The organism is Micromonospora lupini str. Lupac 08 (assembly GCF_000297395.2).
GTDB lineage: Bacteria > Actinomycetota > Actinomycetes > Mycobacteriales > Micromonosporaceae > Micromonospora > Micromonospora lupini.
On the sequence record NZ_HF570108.1, the window covers coordinates 6,029,887 to 6,046,777 of the forward strand.

A 16,891-nucleotide genomic window follows, 5' to 3' on the forward strand; every position below is an offset into this window, starting at 1 on the left:
CCGCCGCCTGGCCCCTGAGGGCGGCGGCGGGCGACGGGTACCGAGCGGGGGAACCGTGACGAAGATTGATGATGTGGCCCGGTTGGCCGGGGTCTCCACGGCAACCGTCTCGCGGGCCCTGCGCGGGCTGCCGACGGTCTCGGCCGCCACCCGACGCAGAGTCCTCGCGGCCGCCGAGCAGCTCGACTACGCGGTCTCGCCGAGCGCGTCCCGGCTCGCCGGTGGCCGCACCGGCACGGTCGCGGTGGTCGTACCGAGGATCACCCGCTGGTTCTTCAGCACTGTGGTCGAGGCGGTCGAGGAGTATCTGCACCACTCCGGCTACGACCTGCTGCTCTACAACCTGGGCGGTCGGGAGCAGATCCGCCAGCGGGTGCTGCGCACCGCCAACCTGCACAAGCGGGTCGACGCCATGATGCTTGTCGCCACGCCGCTGCGTCCGGCGGACCTGACCGCGCTGGCTTCCCTGGACCTGCCCGGCGTGACAATCAGCTCGGGCAGCAGGGTGCCCAACTGGCCGTGCGTACGCATCGACGACGTGGCCGCCGCGCGGATGGCCACCCGCCACCTGCTCGACCTCGGCCACCGGCGGATCGCGCACATCTCCGGAGACCCCGACGACGAGCTGGCCTTCACCACCCACCTCGACCGGCGGCGGGGCTACCAGGCGGAGCTGCGGGCCGCCGGCCTGCGACCCGATCCGAGCCTGGACGTCGAGTCGTCGTTCACCATCGACGGCGGCAACCGGGCCGCCGCCGAGCTGCTGGCCCGCGGCGTTCCGCCGACCGCGATCGTCGCCGCCTGCGACGAGATGGCGATGGGCGCGATGACCGCCCTGCGCGACGCCGGACTGCGCGTACCGCAGGACGTCAGCGTGGTCGGCATCGACGACCACGACCTCGCCGGCGTGCTCGGTCTCAGCACCATCGCCCAGCCCGCCGCGGAACAGGGCCGCCTGGCCGCCCGGATGCTGCTCGACCCGCTCGGCGCCCGCAACCTGAGCCCGATCATCGGTCAACGAACCGCCGACGGCGACACGCCGGTGATCCTGCCCACTCGGCTGGTGGTGCGAGAGTCCACCGCGCCGCCACGGGCACACTGAACCCTCAAACACCGCGCTACACGGGAGACGACCCTGAACACCGATCCGACCCAGCAGACCTCCTCCGGTCACCCGATCACCGGCTGGTGGACCGAGGCCGCCATCTACCAGATCTACCCACGCTCGTTCGCCGACTCCGACGGCGACGGCATCGGTGACCTGCCGGGCATCACCGCCCGCCTCGACCACCTGGCCGAGCTGGGCGTGGACGCGGTGTGGCTCTCCCCGTTCTATCCGTCGCCGCAGGCCGACGCGGGCTACGACGTGGCCGACTACCGCGACGTCGACCCGCTGTTCGGCACCCTCGCCGACGCGGACAAGCTGATCGCCGAGGCCCGCTCCCGTGGCCTGCGGGTGATCGTCGACCTGGTGCCGAACCACACCTCGTCGGCGCACCGCTGGTTCCAGGCCGCGCTGGCCGCCGCGCCGGGCAGCGCCCAGCGGTCCCGGTACATCTTCCGCGACGGCCTCGGCCCGGCCGGCGACCAGCCGCCGAACGACTGGCAGAGCGTCTTCGGCGGCCCGGCCTGGACGCGGACTGTCGACCCGGACGGCCGACCCGGCCAGTGGTACCTGCACCTGTTCGACACCGGCCAGCCCGACCTCAACTGGGACAACCCGGAGGTGCACGAGGAGTTCCTCGGCGTCCTGCGGTTCTGGCTGGACCGCGGGGTGGACGGCTTCCGCGTCGACGTGGCACACGGGCTCGTCAAGCAGGCCGACCTGGCCGACTGGCAGGAGCCCCAGGAGATCCTCTCCGGCAACGAGATCGACAAGCCGCGGCCGCCGATGTGGGACCAGGACGGCGTGCACGAGATCTACCGGCAGTGGCGGCGGGTCCTGGACAGCTACCCCGGCGAGCGGGTGCTGGTCGCCGAGGCGTGGGTGGAGCCGGCCGAGCGGCTGGCCCGCTACGTCCGCCCGGACGAGATGCACCAGGCGTTCAACTTCGAGTACCTGCTCGCCGCGTGGACCGCGCCGGCCCAGTACGCGGTGATCACCCGCTCCCTGGAGGCGACCGACTCGGTGGGCGCGCCGACGACCTGGGTGCTGTCCAACCACGACGTGGTGCGGCACGCCTCCCGGCTCGGCCTGGCGGTCGGCGGCGGCCGGCCCAACGGCATCGGCATCGGCGACCCGCAGCCGGACGCCGTGCTCGGCCTGCGCCGGGCTCGGGCGGCCACCCTGCTGATGCTCGCCCTGCCCGGCTCGGCGTACCTCTACCAGGGTGAGGAGCTGGGCCTGCCCGAGCACACCACGATGCCCGACGAGGCCCGGCAGGACCCGACCTGGGCGCGCAGCGGGCACACCCAGCGGGGCCGTGACGGCTGCCGGGTGCCGATCCCGTGGGAGGCCGACGCCCCGTCGTACGGTTTCGGGCCCACCGACGCCAGTTGGCTGCCGCAACCCCCGTCCTGGGCGGAGTACGCGCTGGACCGGCAGCGCGACGTGCCCGGCTCGACGTACGAGCTGTACCGCACGGCGCTGCGGCTGCGCCGCGCCCACGGCCTGGGCCGAGGCACGCTGGAGTGGCTGTCGTCGGGCGACGAGGTGCTGACCTTCCGCAACGGCGAGCTGACGGTGCTCACCAACTTCGGTGACGCCCCGGCGCCGATCCCGGCCGGTGCCGAGGTCCTCGCGTCCAGCGCCCCGCTGGACGACGACGGCGCGGTCCCGACCGACGTGACCGTCTGGCTGCGCGGCTGATCCGACCCGAACCGAACCGACCCGACCCGAACCGACCCGACCCGTTCCGCCGACCGCCCCGCGACAGTGCTCGCGGGGCGGTCGGCCGGGTGGTGCCGACTCCCTTTGGAGCTGATGTCGCAGACGAATCAGGCGCGGCGCCCGCACCGCTGCACGCCGGCGAGCGGCGTCAGAGGCGGTCGGCGCGGGTGTGCAGCAGGTCGTGCACGTTGTCGATGTCCGCCGGTGAGGTCCGCGAGGCGAGCCAGTACATGATGCCGGTGGGAATGAAGAAGAGCTGGAACGCGGCCAGCCCGACGGCGAAGTTCAGCGGTGGCGGGAACGCCGCGCGCAGCCCCTGGAAGGCGACGCCGACCACCCCGTTGCCGGCGGCCCGGCCGACGCCGTTGACGAGGTTGCCGAGGCTGTAGACGGTGCCCCGGTGCTCGGGCGGATTCACGTCGGCGATCAGCGCGAACCAGTTCGGCGAGTTGGCCGAGGTGAGCGCCAGCGCCACCACCGCGGTGAGCAGGCTCAGACCGACCGACGGCTCGGTGAACACACTGGACAGCACCGCGCCGATCACCGCGCCGCCGCCGGCGCCGTCGGGCACGTCGATGGTCACCGGCACGAAGAACAGCACGAGGTAGAACGGCACGGCCGCGAGGATTCCGACGGCCGCGACCAACGCCCGGCCCCGAGGGGTACGCCGTTGCACCGCGTCGCCGACCAGCCCGCCGACGATGGAGAGCACGCCGCCGAGCTGGAACAGCGTGGCGAAGACGCTGCCCACCACCACCGCAGTCGACTCGGAGTAGCCCTGCGCCTCGGCCCGCTCGGCGAAGAGCCTCGGCAGCCAGACCAGTGAGCCGAAGGCCGCCTGCGCGGTAAGGCCCTGCAGGATCAACCACCGGTTGGTCCGCCGGGCCAGGATGCGCGGCAGATCGGCGCGGCTGATCCGGTAGTCGTACTCGGCGCCGGTGTCCAACGCGCCGGCCAGCTCCGGTTCGCTCTGCCCGCGCCGGATGTCATAGGTGAACAGGTACGCGAGGGTGGCGACCAGGCCCACGCCGGTCAGCACCCAGAACGGTCGCCGCCAGTCGGTCGCCCCGAGCAGCCCACCCACAAGCGTCCCGGCCAGCGTGCCGACGCCCTGGGAGAGCCCCCAGAAGCTCATCACCAGCCCGCGCCGGATCGGTGAGATCAGGTCGGTGACGACCGAGAAGCCCACCGAGCCGACCGCGCCGAGACCGACCGCCGCGACGAGCTGGGCGGTCAGGAACATGAGGTAGCCGTCGGCGAGCGCGCTGCCTCCGGTGCCCGACGCCCAGAGCAGGGTGCCCACCATCAGCAGCGGTTTGCGGTTGGTGCGGTCGCCGACGTACGCCCAGCCGACCGCGGCCACCGCGCTGACCAGGAAGCTGACGGCGGTGACGAGGCCGAGCAGCCCGCCCGACACGTCGAACGCGTCGGAGATCGGCCCGTACAGCGGTGGGACCAGCCCGATCGCCACGTTGTCCAGCGAGGCGAGCAGCACGAACACCACGACGCTGTACAGCCGGTGCGTCCGGCCACCGCCCCGGCCGTGCCAGCCCCTGGTCACCGTCATGACCGGCAGCCAACCAGACTCCGACGACGGGGTCGTCACGCGGGTGGGTGCCGGTCGGCTCCCACCCGCGTCGACTCCGGGGGGTCAGCGGCGGTCGAGGACCAGTCCGCGGGCGGCCGCGTACTGCTCGCGGACGGCGGGGACGGGCTCCGCCGCGTACTCCTCGGTGCCCTTGACCTCCCACTGCGGCGGCGTCGCACCGCCGAGGGCGACCCAGGCGGCCTGGCGGGCGGCGCCGTCGGCGACGTACTCCCCGGCGGGCGGGACGACCACCGGGCAGCCGAAGACCTGCGGTGCGATCCGGCGGACCGCGGCCGACCGTGCCCCACCGCCGACGAGGATGACCCGGCGGACGGTGGCGCCCTGCGCGGTCAGCGCGTCCAGGCCGTCGGCGAGCGCGCAGAGCATGCCCTCCACGGCGGCCCGGGCCAGGTGCGCGGGGGTCGACGTGCGCAGGGTAAGCCCGTGCACCGCGCCGGTGGCCAGCGGACGGTTGGGCGTCCGCTCACCCTCCAGGTAGGGCACCATGACCAGCCCGTCCGCGCCGGCCGGCGCGGAGAGCGCCAGCTCGGCCAGCTCGTCCAGGCCGACACCCAGCATCGTGGCGGCGGCGTCCAGCACCCGGGCGGCGTTGAGCGTGCAGACCAGCGGCAGGAAGCGGCCCGACGCGTCGGCGAAGCCGGCCACCGCGCCGCTCTCGTCGCCGGCCGGCACGTCGGCCACGCTGAACACCGTGCCGGAGGTGCCGATCGAGACGACCACGTCGCCGGGACCGGCGCCGACGCCGAACGCGGCGGCGGCGTTGTCACCGGTGCCCGCGCCGAGCAGCGCGCCGCCCCCACCCAGCTCGTCGGCGAGCGTGCCGGCCGACTCGGCCGGGCCCAGCACCTCGGGCACCACGAGCTGCCGACCGAAGGCCCGTTCGAGCAGGTCCAGACGGTAGGAACCGGTGGCCGGGGACCAGTAGCCGGTGCCGCTGGCGTCACCCCGGTCGGTCCGCAGCCCCGCCAGCCCCGGCGCACCGGCCAGCCGCCAGGTCAGCCAGTCGTGCGGCAGGCAGACGGCCGCCACCCGGGCGGCCTGCTCCGGCTCGTGCCGGGCCAGCCAGCGCAGCTTGGTGATGGTGAAGCTCGCCACCGGCACGCTGCCGGTGGCCTCGGCCCAGAACCGACTCCCGGCCGCGCCGCCGCCGGCCTCCTCGATGAGGTCGGCGGCGGCGTCGGCGGAGCGGGTGTCGTTCCACAGCAGGGCCGGGCGGACCACCCGGCCCGCCTCGTCGAGGCACACCATGCCGTGCTGCTGGCCGGCGACGGAGACCGCCGCGACGTCGGCCAACCCGCCGGCCTCGTCGGCGGCGCTGCGCAGCGCCTGCCACCAGGCTTCCGGGTCGACCTCCGTGCCGTCCGGGTGCGGTGCCCGGCCCTGCCGGAGCAGGGTGCCGGTCTCCGCGTCCCGAATGACCACCTTGCAGGACTGGGTGGACGAGTCGACGCCCGCGACCAACGGCATGGCGGGGCCTCAGCGAGCGCCGAGCAGGTGCTCGACGGCGAGCTGGTTGAGCCGGACGAAGGCGAAGCCCCGCTCGGCCACCGCGTCCACGTCGACGTCCTCGAACGCGGACCGGTCGGCCAGGAACTCCTCGTAGCCCTCGCCGTCGCCGAGCGTCGGGGTGCTCAACTCGCCGACCTTGCTGGCGGCGAGCGCCTCGGTGACCTCGGGGTCGGCGCGGAACGCCGCAGCCCGCTCCTTGAGCAGCAGGTAGGTGCTCATGTTGGCCGCCGCGGAGGCCCAGACACCGTCCATGTCCTCGGTGCGGGAGGGCTTGTAGTCGAAGTGCCGCGGCCCGTCGTACGTCGGCCCGCCGTTCGGGCCGCCGTTCTCCAGGAGGTCCACCAGGGCGAACGCGTTCATCAGGTCACCGTGGCCGAAGACCAGGTCCTGGTCGTACTTGATGCCGCGCTGGCCGTTGAGGTCCAGGTGGAACAGCTTGCCCTGCCAGAGCGCCTGGGCGATGCCGTGGGCGTAGTTCAGCCCGGCCATCTGCTCGTGGCCGACCTCCGGGTTCAGACCGACCAGCTCCGGGTGGGCCAGCTGGGAGATGAAGCCGAGCGCGTGCCCGATGGTCGGCAGCAGGATGTCGCCGCGCGGCTCGTTGGGCTTGGGCTCCAGGGCGAACCGCAGGTTGTAGCCCTTGTCGATGGAGTACTGGGTCAGCAGGTTCACGGCCTCGCGGTAGCGGTCCAGCGCGGCCTGCACGTCCTTGGCGAGGTCGTACTCGGAGCCCTCGCGGCCACCCCACATCACGAACGTGCTGGCGCCCAGCTCGGCGGCCAGGTCGACCTGACGCAGCACCTTGCGCAGCGCGAACCGGCGGACGTCGCGGTCGTTGCTGGTGAAGCCGCCGTCCTTGAAGATCGGGTGGGTGAAGAGGTTGGTGGTGACCATCGGCACCACCAGGCCGGTCTCGTCGAGCGCCTTGCGGAACCGCGCGATGTGCTGGTCGCGGGTGGCGGCGTCGGCCCCGAACGGGATCAGGTCGTCGTCGTGGAAGGTGATGCCGTACGCGCCCAGCTCGGCGAGCCGGTGCACTGCCTCCACGGCGTCGAGCTCGGGACGGGTCGCGTCGCCGAACGGGTCGCGGGCCTGCCAGCCCACGGTCCAGAGCCCGAAGGAGAACTTGTCGGCGGGGGTGGGACGGGGTGCCATGAGCTACCTCCGGGATGGTGGTGTCAGGTATTTGTTCAGCGATTGAATTATTTGCCCGCCCTATGGCACTGTCAAGGGGTGAGCCCCACCCACGCCCCGGCCGGCGCAGCCCGTCAGGGCAGCCTCCGCGAGCTCAACCTCGCCCTGGTTCTCGGCCGGATCGCCGCCGCCGACCGCCCCCCGTCGCGGGCCGACCTGGCCACCGCCACCGGCCTGACCCGGGCCACCGTCTCCGCGGTGGTCGAGGACCTGCTCGCGGGCCAACTGGTAAGCGAGGCCGACCCGGCGCCCCGGGCGGGCGCCGGCCGCCCGGCCCGAGGGCTGGTCCTGGCCGACCGGGGACCGGCCGGGCTCGGCCTGGAGGTCAACGTCGACTACCTGACGGTGTGTGTCGTCGACCTCGCCGGGCAGGTCCGACACCGCACCGTGCACCGGGCCGACCTGCGCCCGGTCGCCCCTGCCGACGCGCTGGCCCGGCTCGTCGACCTGGCCGGTGAGGCCCGCGCCGACGCGGCCCGGCAGGGCCTCACCCTCGCCGGGGCCGCGCTCGCCGTACCCGGTCTGGTGGACGACGCCGGGCTGGTCCGGCTCGCGCCGAACCTCGGCTGGCGGGACGTCCCGGTTCCCGAACTGCTCAGCGGGCACCCGTCCCTGACCGATGAGGTGCCGGGCGTACCGGCCCTGGTGGTGGACAACGAGGCCAACTTCGCGGCGCTCGGCGAGCTGCACTCCCGGCCGCCCGGCCTGGCCAGTTTCCTGCACATCTCCGGCGAGGTCGGCATCGGCGCGGGGATCGTCCTGGACGGCGCGCTGTTCCGCGGGGTGCGCGGCTGGAGCGGCGAGATCGGGCACCTCCCGGTCCACCCACAGGGGCGGCCCTGCCGGTGCGGCGGCCGTGGCTGCCTGGAGCAGTACGCCGGCCAGGAGGCGATCGTGGCCGCCGCCGGGCTGCTGCGGGCGGAGCTTCCCGCGGACATCGCGACGGCGCGGCTGGCCGAGTTGGCCGAGGCCGGCGACCCGGACGCGCTGCGGGCGCTGCACGACGCCGGTACGGCCCTCGGGGTGGCGGTCGCCAGCGTGGTCAACCTGCTGGACCTGGACACCGTGGTGCTCGGCGGTGGGTACGCCCCACTGGCGCCCTGGCTGTGTCCGCCGGTGCTCGCCGAGATCGCGGCCCGGGTGCTCACCGCCGCGTGGTCACCGGTCACGGTCCGGCCCTCGACCCTCGGTCCGGAGGCGGCCGCCGTGGGCGCCGCCGAATCAGTCGTCCGGCGGATCGTCGCCCGGCCCGCCGGCTGGCTGAGCCGCTCCGGCTGACGCGCTCTGGGCGTGCCTCGGTACGGCTCGGTACGCTTGCCGTCGGACAAGGATCCGCGGGCGAGGAGTGCAGGAGCAGCATGCGTACAGGTCGTCAGACGCGGGCCGGCGTCGGGCGGTGACCACGACCCGACGGGGCGGCATCGCCGGTCCCATCGGCGACGACGGGCAGGCGTCGCGCCGTCCGACCCGCCAGAGCGCCGGCGGTGCGCTGCCGGCCGACTCGCCGCTGGCCCGCGAGCTGCTCGACGGGCTCGCCGAGGCCGTGCTGACGACCGACGAGACCGGTCGGGTCACCCTCGTCAACGCCCGTGCGGCAGACCTGCTCCCGGAGATCGTCGCGGGCGTCGAGCTGTCCCGGTGCCCGGTGGCGGCGCTGGCCCGGGCCGTTTCCGACGGCACCGACAGCTTCGACGCCGAGCACCACGGCCGGCACCTGCGGGGCGGTCGACGGCAGCTCGCCGGCAGCCGGTACGCCTGGTACGTCCGGGACGTCACCGAGGAGCACGCCCGCACCGACGCCCTGCTGGCCGAACGCTCCCGCACCGCGTTCCTCGCCCAGGCCGGCAGCCGGCTCGGGCTGTCCCTGCACCGGGACCAGACGCTGCGCACCACCGCCACCCTCGCCGTGCCGTACCTGGCCGATGCCGCAGTGGCGCTGCTCCGTCCGCCCGCGCCGGCCGAGCCGCACCCGCGCTGGACGCGGTACGCCGACGGCGAGCCGGCCCCGGTCAGCGGGCTGGCCGGCCCGGAGCTGACCGACGCCGTGCCCGGCCTCAGCGAGGCGCTCGACGGCGTACCCACCGAGCCGAGCGCCTGGTCGGACACCGAGGCCGCGGCCCTGACCGCCGTGCTTCCATCCGGGTTCGGGCGGCCGGGCGTGGTGCTGGTCAGCCCGATGCCCGGTCCCGGCGGGTCGGCCGGCGCGCTGGTGTTGGTCCGCCGTGCCGGCCGGGCCGGCTTCGACCCACGCGACGTGGAGCTGGCCCGCGAGTTCGCGGCGCGGGCCGGCGCGGCGCTTGCCGCCGCCGAGCTGTACGGCGAGCAGGCCCACCTGGCCCGGGTGTTGCAGACCAGCCTGCTCCCGCCGGAGCTGCCGACGGTGCCCGGCGTGCGCATGGCCGACGGTTACCGGGCCGCCGGGGACACGCTGCGCATCGGCGGCGACTTCTACGAGGTCTTCCCGCACTCGCGGGGCGCGCTGTTCGCGGTGGGCGACGTGTCCGGCAAGGGCGTCGGGGCGGCCGTGCTGACCGGGCGGGTCCGCCAGTCCCTACAGACCCTGCGACTGGTCGAGCAGCGACCGCTGGAGCTGATCCACCTGCTCAACCGCACCCTGTTCGACGCGCCCGACGCGGCACGGCGCAGCCAGCTCACCACAGTGCTGCTCGGGTCGCTGGAACGCGGGCCGGCCGGGGTGGACATCCGCATCGCCGGCGGCGGCCACCCCGCGCCGCTGCTGCTCACCGCCGCCGGTTCGGTCGTCCCGGTTCCGGTCGGCGGGATGCCGGTCGGCGCACTGGCCGACGCCCGGTTCGCCGAGGCCCGGGTGCACCTCGACCCGGGCGACCTGCTCCTCGCGTACACCGACGGGGTGACCGAGGCGACCGGCGGCCCGGTCCAGGCCGAGAAGTTCGGCGAGCGCCGGCTGCGCGCCGCACTCGCCGCGGCGGCCGGGCTGCCTCCGGCCGCCCTGGTCGACAGGCTGCTCCAGGTGGTGGACGAGTGGCTGGGCGGACAGGCTCACGACGACATCGCCATGCTTGCGGTGTGCGCGTCGCCGCCGGCCTGAGCCAGCGGTGCGAGCGGCGCCGGCCTGAGTCAGCGGTGCGAGCGGCGCCGGCCTGAGTCAGGCGCTCCGGGCCACCGGTGGCTCGCCGGCGGGCCATTCGCGCGGCGTGCCCACCGTCCGCTCGGGGCCGGTCGTCCCGCTCTGCCACGCCCCTCGACTCGACCGCTCCGACTGCTCCGACGAGCCCTTCGTCGGCCCACCGGGCCGGTCCGGATCCTGCGGGTCCGCGTCGTCCGGCCAGTCGCCGGGCCCTCGCGGCCGGTCCCCGTCCTCCGCCTCCGAGCCGCTCAGCGTCTGCTGCCGACGGGCGGCCTCGTCGAACTCCCGCATCCCGCTGACCAGCGCGGTGCGACCCGCCGGGCTCATCGCCGCCAGCACGGCGGCAATCCGCTCCTGACGGTCGGCGCGCAGCTCCGCGAGGAGTCGACGGGCCTCCGGGGTGAGATGCAGGGAGATCTCCCGCCGGTCGAAGCGGCCCGGCTCGCGCTCAAGCATGCCGGCCGCGACCAACCGGTCGCAGAGCCGGCTGGCGGAACTGAGCAACATGTCCAGGCGGGTGGCGAGCCGGCGTAGGTTGATCCCGTCGTGTTGCTCGACCACCATCACTGCCCGTAGTTGGGCTCCGGAGACCCGGCTGGCTGTCGCCTCGCGGGCGGAATCCCAGACGCCCAGCAGGGCGTCCGCCGCCGCGTCCAACGCGGCGGCCATACTCGTCGTAGGGTCCGGCGGACCATGTTTTTCGGCCATGGTGGCCCGAGACTACTCCGAAGCCACTGGTAGTCGAGCTTTGATCAAGGAGGCCTGATGAGCGAACCGGTCAATCGGGCACGACGTACCCTGAACGAGACACCCGCCGACCGTCTCGTGGGTGGTCTCGGGGAGATCCTCGGCGAGGCGTACGGGATCACCGAAGCCGAGCTGTACCAGGTCGACTACCGCCTCTCGGAGCTGTTGCCACTCACCGAGGGTGACTCCCTCCGGGGCGCCGGCCACCCCGCCTGGCGGGCCTTCGACCACCAGTCGCCCCTGTTGGTCGACGGCACCGCCTGGCTGCCGGTGAGCATGCGCGGCGAACGGCGGGGCGTCCTGCGCCTGGCGCCGGTGGCCGACGACCCCGCCGTGCTCGGCGAGCTGGCCGACATCGCCACCGCCCTCGCGCACGAGCTGGCCGCCGTCTCCCCCGGTACCGACGTCTACAGCGTCGCGCGGCGCAGTCAGCGACTCACGCTTGCCGCCGAGATGCAGTGGGACCTGCTCCCCGGCCGCAGCCGGATCCGGCCCTCGTTCAGCCTGGCCGGGCAGCTGGAACCGGCGTACGCCGTGCGGGGGGACAGCTTCGACTGGTCCGACGACGGGGAGAAGCTCTGGCTCTCCACGGTCAACGGGACCGGTGAGGGCGTCGCGGCGTCCCTGCTCACATCGCTTGCCACCCACGCGCTGCGCAACGCCCGCCGGGCCGGCCTCGGTCTGGGTGATCAGGCAGCCCTCGCCGACCAGGCCGTCTACGACGAGTACCGGGGCAAGCGACACCTCTCCGTGCTGTTGATGGAGCTGGACCTGCGTTCCGGGACGATGACAGTGGTGGACGCCGGCTCGCCGCGGCTCGTCCTGCTGCGCGACGGGGAGGTCACCGAGCAACCGCTGGAGGCGCAGTTCCCGCTCGGCATGTTCGAGGCGACCGACTACCACGAGCAGACGTTCACGCTGGAACGCGGCGACCGGCTCTTCGTGGTCAGCGACGGCGTGGTGGAGGCCACCGGGCGGGACGTGCGCTACGGCGAGACGGCACTGGACCGGTTCCTGCGCCGGACGGGCCCGATGGAGCCGCTGGACGCCGTCCGGTCGCTGATCGGTGACCTGCGCGCCTTCGTGGCCGGCGACCTCGTCGACGATGCCGTGGTGGTCTGCCTGGACTGGAGCGGCCCGCAGCCGTGAACGGTGGCGGTCAGTACGCGCCGCGGCTGTTCAGCACCGCGCCGGCGGTCTTCCACAGGATGGTGAGGTCGGCGGCGAGCGACCAGTTCTCCACGTAGTAGAGATCGAGTCGGATGCCGTCCTCCCAACTCAGGTCGGATCGACCGCTAACCTGCCACAACCCGGTCATGCCGGGCTTGACCAGCAGCCGCCGGGCCACGTCACCGTCGTAGCGGGCCACCTCCGAGGGCAGCGGCGGACGCGGCCCGACCAGGCTCATCTGGCCCAGCAGGACGTTCACCAGCTGCGGCAGCTCGTCCAGCGACCACTTGCGCAGCATGCGGCCCACCCGGGTCACCCGAGGGTCGTCGCGCATCTTGAACATGAGCCCGTCGGTCTCGTTGCGGGTCGCCAGCTCGGCGAGCAGCGCGTCGGCGTTGACGACCATCGTCCGGAACTTGAAGACGCCGAACTCCTGCCCGCCCCGACCCACCCGGACCTGCCGGAACAGCACCGGCCCCCGGCTGTCCAGTTTGATGGCCAACGCGATGACCGCGATCAGCGGCAGCAGCAGCGCCAACGCCAGCGACGACGCCGACCTGTCGACGAATCCCTTGACCAGCTTGCGCGCACCTCGGAACTCGGGCGCCTCGACGTGGATCAGGGGCAGCCCGGCGACCGGACGGGTGTGGATCCGCGGGCCGGCCACATCGGTGAGCGCGGGCGCCACGACGAGGTCGACGCCGGTCCCCTCCAGCTGCCAACCGAGCCGACGCAGTCGGGTCGCCGTCAGCTCGCCGGAGGCGGTCACCGCGACCGTGTCCGCGCCGATCGCGGTGGCGGCCTCCGGGATGCCCCGGAACGATCCCACCACCGGCACGTCACCGAGCCGCTGTGCCACCGGCGCGAGCAGCGCGTCGGGGATGCACGCGCCGACCACCTGATAGCCGGCGTACGGCTCCCGGCGCAGGGTGTGCACCAACTCCAGGACGTGCGCGGTGTCGCCGACCACGAGCACCTTGCGGGACCAGCCGGCGCCCTTCGAGCGGGCCCGGTGCAGGCGTTTACGCACGACGAACCGGGTCACCTCCAGCCCGACCGTGCCCACCGCGAACGAGATGCCGAGGAAGCCACGGGAGACGCCGACGTCGGCGATGTAGCCGGCGATGGCGATCGCGCCGGCCAGCCGCAGGCTCGCCGAGCTGACCCGCCGGTACTCGTCCGCCCCGTAGCCGACGACGCGGTCGTCGTAGCAGCCGAGCGCCTTGAGGGAGATCAGCCAGGCGAGGACCAACCCGGGGGCCACCAGCACGTACGGGATCTCGGAGCCGACCGGCTCGTCGTCACCGAACCGGCCGACGTACCCGATGAACAGCGCGATGATCAGGATTGTGGTGTCCAGCACGACCAGGACCCGGACGTAGGACCGTTCGTCGGCGCGGGCCACCAGCCCGCTCGGCGGGCCTTCCGGCGTCGCCGAGGGGCTGGCAGGGGTCAACAGTGTCGCCGCGGTCACCGGCCCTCCCACTCTGCTCAGGACGGCCCCGGCCGACGAGCCGCACCGGAGGCGGACGGACGATGCCGGAACACGTCGACATCCTGCCCTGATAACTATGACTGCCGATTGCTTCCGACGTATTGCCGTCACTTTTCTTCAACCCCGCGGCCATAAAAGGAACCCGCCGTACCGCTGACGCGGTACGGCGGGTTCCTCCTGCTCTGCGGCCGGTCAGCGCGGCGCCGGGGGGCGGCGGGCGATGGCGGTGAGGAAGATGCTGCCGATCTCGCTCGGGTCCTTGGTGACGAAGACGTCGCCGCCGGTCACCTTGGTGATCGACTCCAGCTCGGTCTTGCTGACGCCCTCGCCGATACCGATCATGATGACCTGGACGGGGCGCTCCGGGTCGGCGATCTGCTTGAGCTTCGCGAGCAGTTGCTGCTGGTTGAGGCCGTTGTCGTCCTCGTTCTTGCCGTCGGTGAACAGCACGATCGAGTTGACCCGGCCGGGCTGCCAGTCCTCCTGCACCGCCTGGTACGCGGCAAGCATGGTGTCGTACAGGCCGGTGTCACCGCTTGACGGCTTGATGGTGGCGAGTGCCCCCTCCAACTGCGCCCGCTGGCCGGAGAGCGGCCCGATCGGGACCAGTTCCCGGTAGTCCCGGTTGCCGACCAGCTTGGTGGAGAAGGTCCACAGGCCGATGGACCAGGAGTCGTCGAAGAGCCCGAGGCCGCGGCGGGCCGCGTCCACGGTGACCTCCTCCCGGCTGCGGTTGTTGGCGCTTGGCACCTCGTCCTTCATCGAGCCGGAGACGTCGATGACGGCGAGCATCCGACCCGACTGGGTGGCGATCGACCAGCTGGAGACGACACGCTGTATGGCGGCCGGGTCCAAGCCGCCCGCCGCGGTGCCGCCGGCCGCCGGGGCGGTGGACGCGCCGCCGGCCGGGCTCGGGGCGCCCTGCGGCGCGTTGAAGCCGGCGCCCCAGTTGCCGTCCGGACCGCGCAGCGACTGTGCCGCCAGGCGGTCGCGGAACTTGGGGGCGGTCAGCAGCTCGAACAGCACCTTCGCCGCGGCGGCCTTGGTCGGCTCGATGCCGGGCAGCACCGCGTACGGGTAGTCAAGCGGCATCGGGGCCGGCTCCATGTAGAGCGCGGCGAGCGGCACCGGGGGCTTCTTGCTGTTGTAGGCGATCACGTCTTCTTCGGAGAGCGCCGCCGCACCGAGCGCGCTCGCGATGGACGTCGGGTCCGTGGCGGTCGGGAAGCGGGCCATCAGGTCGTTGCGGAGCGAGGAGCGACCCGTGGCCAACGCCCGCAGCGCGCCGACGGTGTTGCGCTGGGCGTCCCCGCCCGCGCCGCTTGCCGCCGTGGTCAGCGAGAGCAGGCCGGACAGGCCTGCCGCGTCCCGGGTCGGCTCGACGATGCCGGTACGCAGCGGCTTGCTGCTGTTGACCTGCTTGAGCAGATCGGTCCAGGTGAACTTGGCGTTGGGCCACCCCAGCCGCGTGGCCACCGGCTCGGGCATCGCCACGACGACCGGGCTGCGCGCGATGGAGGCGCCGTTGGTAGGCGCGAACGCCGTCGCGTCCTTCTTCAGGCGCAGCAGCCAGGTCGAGGAGTCCGGCACCCAGACGTCCGGGGTGACGGCCGTGCCGCTGGCCTGCCCGACGCCGGCCAGCACGGCACCGTGCTTCGCGGCCACCACGGCGGCCACGTCGACCGGGTCGGACGCCGAGACGTCCACCCGGATGCAGGTGGGGCCGACCGCGGCGCCGTCCTTGACCCACTGGGACGCGGCGGCGTCCACCGCGGGCGCCAGCTCGGAGGCGACCGCCACGGCGAGTCGAATCTCCCCGGAACAGCTGGGCTGGATCAGCTCCTTGTAGCCGAACCAGACGCCGGTGGTGACGACGAGAACCGTCGCCGTCGCGGCGGCGGCTGCTAGATGGAGTTTCGAACGCATGCGATGGCGGCCTGCTGACACGCTGACCATCTTGCGTATTAGGTGCCGTCTCTGCCACATCCGTTCGGACTAAAGTTACGCAGGAGAAACAGTTGATCACCGTTTAGCGACAGAGCGTGACGATGCGGCCCCACGGCGTTGCCAAACCGGTTGCGCTCTCACGTCCGGCCCGACAGCCTGAACGACGGCTCAGGGCAGCACGCAGGTGGGGCTCGCCACCGGCACGGGCTCGCCGACCGGGGCCGGGACGCCTGTGCTCGCGTCCCGGCGGAAGACCCGCACCATGTCCGCCCGCTCGTCGGCGACGTACAGGTGCTCCCCGATGAGCGCGAAGTGTCGCGGCCACTCCCCGCCGGTGTCCACTTCGGCCACCAGCTCGGGCAGCTCACCGGCCAGGTCGAAGACGGCGATGGTGCCCACCCCGCGATTGGCGACGTAGAGGAAACGGCCGTCCGGGGCGACCGCGACCTCCGACGGCTGGACGTGGCCCGCCCGCTCACTCGCCTCGACCCGGCCACGCTGGTGCAGCGCCCCGTCGTCGGTCAACTCGTACGCGGTGACCGAGGCGTCCAGCTCACCGACCAGATAGCAGCGGCGGCCGTCGGGATGGCGGGCCAGGTGCCGGGGCCCGGTGCCGGGCGCCGTGCGCATCCGCGGACCGCGCGGCACCAGCCTTCCGCTCGCGCTGTCCAGGTCGTACCGGTAAACGGAGTCGGTGCCGAGATCCACCGCAAGCAGCGGCGCTCGACCCCGGCCCGGGGAGACCATGTGGGCGTGCGCCCGGTCCTGGCGTTCCGGGTCGGGGCCGTGCCCCTCGTGCACCACCAGGTCGGTGCGCTCGCCGGGCACGCCCTGCGCGTCGAGCGGGAAGACCGCCACGCTGCCGCTGCCGTAGTTGGCCGCCACCAGGTGGTCACCGTCGGGCAGCACCGCCAGGTGACAGGGCTCGGCGCCGCCTGTCGACCGGCTGCCGAGCGCGTCCAGCGCGCCGTCCGGCCCGACCTGCCAGGCGCTGATCTCCCCGTCGGTCAGCTCGTTCACCGCGTAGAGCACCGGACGGGTGGGGTGCCGCACCAGGAACGACGGCGACGGCGTGACCGCCACCGTGCCGAGCGGGGCCAGGGCCCCGGTCGCCGGGTCCCGGTGGGCCGCGACGATGCCGCTGCCCCGCCCGCCGCTCTGCGCGGTGTAACCCCCGATGTGGACGATCTCGCCCTGACCAGTCACGCTGCACCCCTCCGCCGGCATCCTGGAGTAGATCCAACCAGAGCTGCCCACGACGGCGACGCGCTAACCGGCTTT

The 16,891-nt window shown here is 73.4% G+C and carries 12 protein-coding genes; 5 read left to right on the forward strand and 7 right to left on the reverse strand.

All coding sequences use genetic code 11. The annotated features are described in order from the left end of the window. Positions 1–55 precede the first annotated feature (55 nt). Positions 56–1,102 carry a LacI family DNA-binding transcriptional regulator gene (locus MILUP08_RS28620; protein ID WP_007464376.1) on the forward strand — a complete coding sequence of 349 codons (1,047 nt, stop codon included), beginning with the start codon at positions 56–58 and terminating at the stop codon, positions 1,100–1,102. Positions 1,103–1,135: 33 nt separating this feature from the next. Next, on the forward strand, positions 1,136–2,809 hold the full coding sequence (locus MILUP08_RS28625) for a glycoside hydrolase family 13 protein (protein WP_039906756.1): 1,674 nt from the start codon (positions 1,136–1,138) through the stop codon (positions 2,807–2,809). A gap of 169 nt (positions 2,810–2,978) precedes the next feature. Here MILUP08_RS28625 and MILUP08_RS28630 read toward each other — a convergent pair whose 3' ends face one another. From MILUP08_RS28630 to xylA, 3 genes are all read right to left on the reverse strand, one after another. Continuing rightward, positions 2,979–4,397 carry an MFS transporter gene (locus tag MILUP08_RS28630; RefSeq protein WP_007464380.1) on the reverse strand — a complete coding sequence of 473 codons (1,419 nt, stop codon included), beginning with the start codon at positions 4,395–4,397 and terminating at the stop codon, positions 2,979–2,981. An 84-nt stretch (positions 4,398–4,481) separates the two neighbouring features. Next, positions 4,482–5,906 (reverse strand): xylulokinase, encoded by a 1,425-nt coding sequence (gene xylB / locus MILUP08_RS28635; RefSeq protein ID WP_007464382.1) that lies wholly within the window; start codon positions 5,904–5,906, stop codon positions 4,482–4,484. A gap of 9 nt (positions 5,907–5,915) precedes the next feature. Then, on the reverse strand, positions 5,916–7,103 hold the full coding sequence (gene xylA / locus MILUP08_RS28640) for a xylose isomerase (protein WP_007464384.1): 1,188 nt from the start codon (positions 7,101–7,103) through the stop codon (positions 5,916–5,918). A gap of 78 nt (positions 7,104–7,181) precedes the next feature. Here xylA and MILUP08_RS28645 point away from each other — a divergent pair, with 78 nt between their 5' ends. Together MILUP08_RS28645 and MILUP08_RS28650 are read left to right on the forward strand one after the other, a co-directional pair. Beyond that, complete coding sequence (locus MILUP08_RS28645; protein ID WP_007464386.1) at positions 7,182–8,420, forward strand: ROK family transcriptional regulator; 1,239 nt, start codon at positions 7,182–7,184, stop codon at positions 8,418–8,420. Positions 8,421–8,538: 118 nt separating this feature from the next. Continuing rightward, the gene (locus MILUP08_RS28650; RefSeq protein WP_007464388.1) at positions 8,539–10,212 is read left to right on the forward strand and encodes a SpoIIE family protein phosphatase; all 1,674 of its coding nucleotides are present in this window, start codon (positions 8,539–8,541) and stop codon (positions 10,210–10,212) included. 57 nt (positions 10,213–10,269) lie between these two features. On the opposite strand, the gene MILUP08_RS36430 is transcribed toward MILUP08_RS28650, so the two are convergent. Continuing rightward, on the reverse strand, positions 10,270–10,920 hold the full coding sequence (locus MILUP08_RS36430; protein ID WP_007464390.1) for a MarR family winged helix-turn-helix transcriptional regulator: 651 nt from the start codon (positions 10,918–10,920) through the stop codon (positions 10,270–10,272). 96 nt (positions 10,921–11,016) lie between these two features. Here MILUP08_RS36430 and MILUP08_RS28660 point away from each other — a divergent pair, with 96 nt between their 5' ends. Beyond that, on the forward strand, positions 11,017–12,147 hold the full coding sequence (locus MILUP08_RS28660; protein WP_007464392.1) for a PP2C family protein-serine/threonine phosphatase: 1,131 nt from the start codon (positions 11,017–11,019) through the stop codon (positions 12,145–12,147). 10 nt (positions 12,148–12,157) lie between these two features. Here the strand turns inward: MILUP08_RS28660 and MILUP08_RS28665 are convergent, their stop codons facing one another. From MILUP08_RS28665 to MILUP08_RS28675, 3 genes are all read right to left on the reverse strand, one after another. Further along, complete coding sequence (locus MILUP08_RS28665) at positions 12,158–13,642, reverse strand: sugar transferase (RefSeq protein WP_007464394.1); 1,485 nt, start codon at positions 13,640–13,642, stop codon at positions 12,158–12,160. Between the two features lie 213 nt (positions 13,643–13,855). After that, entirely contained in the window at positions 13,856–15,610 is a 1,755-nt protein-coding gene (locus tag MILUP08_RS28670; RefSeq protein WP_039908954.1) for a substrate-binding domain-containing protein, read from the reverse strand. A 168-nt stretch (positions 15,611–15,778) separates the two neighbouring features. Beyond that, on the reverse strand, positions 15,779–16,816 hold the full coding sequence (locus tag MILUP08_RS28675) for a lactonase family protein (RefSeq protein ID WP_007464398.1): 1,038 nt from the start codon (positions 16,814–16,816) through the stop codon (positions 15,779–15,781). Between the last annotated feature and the right edge of the window lie 75 nt (positions 16,817–16,891).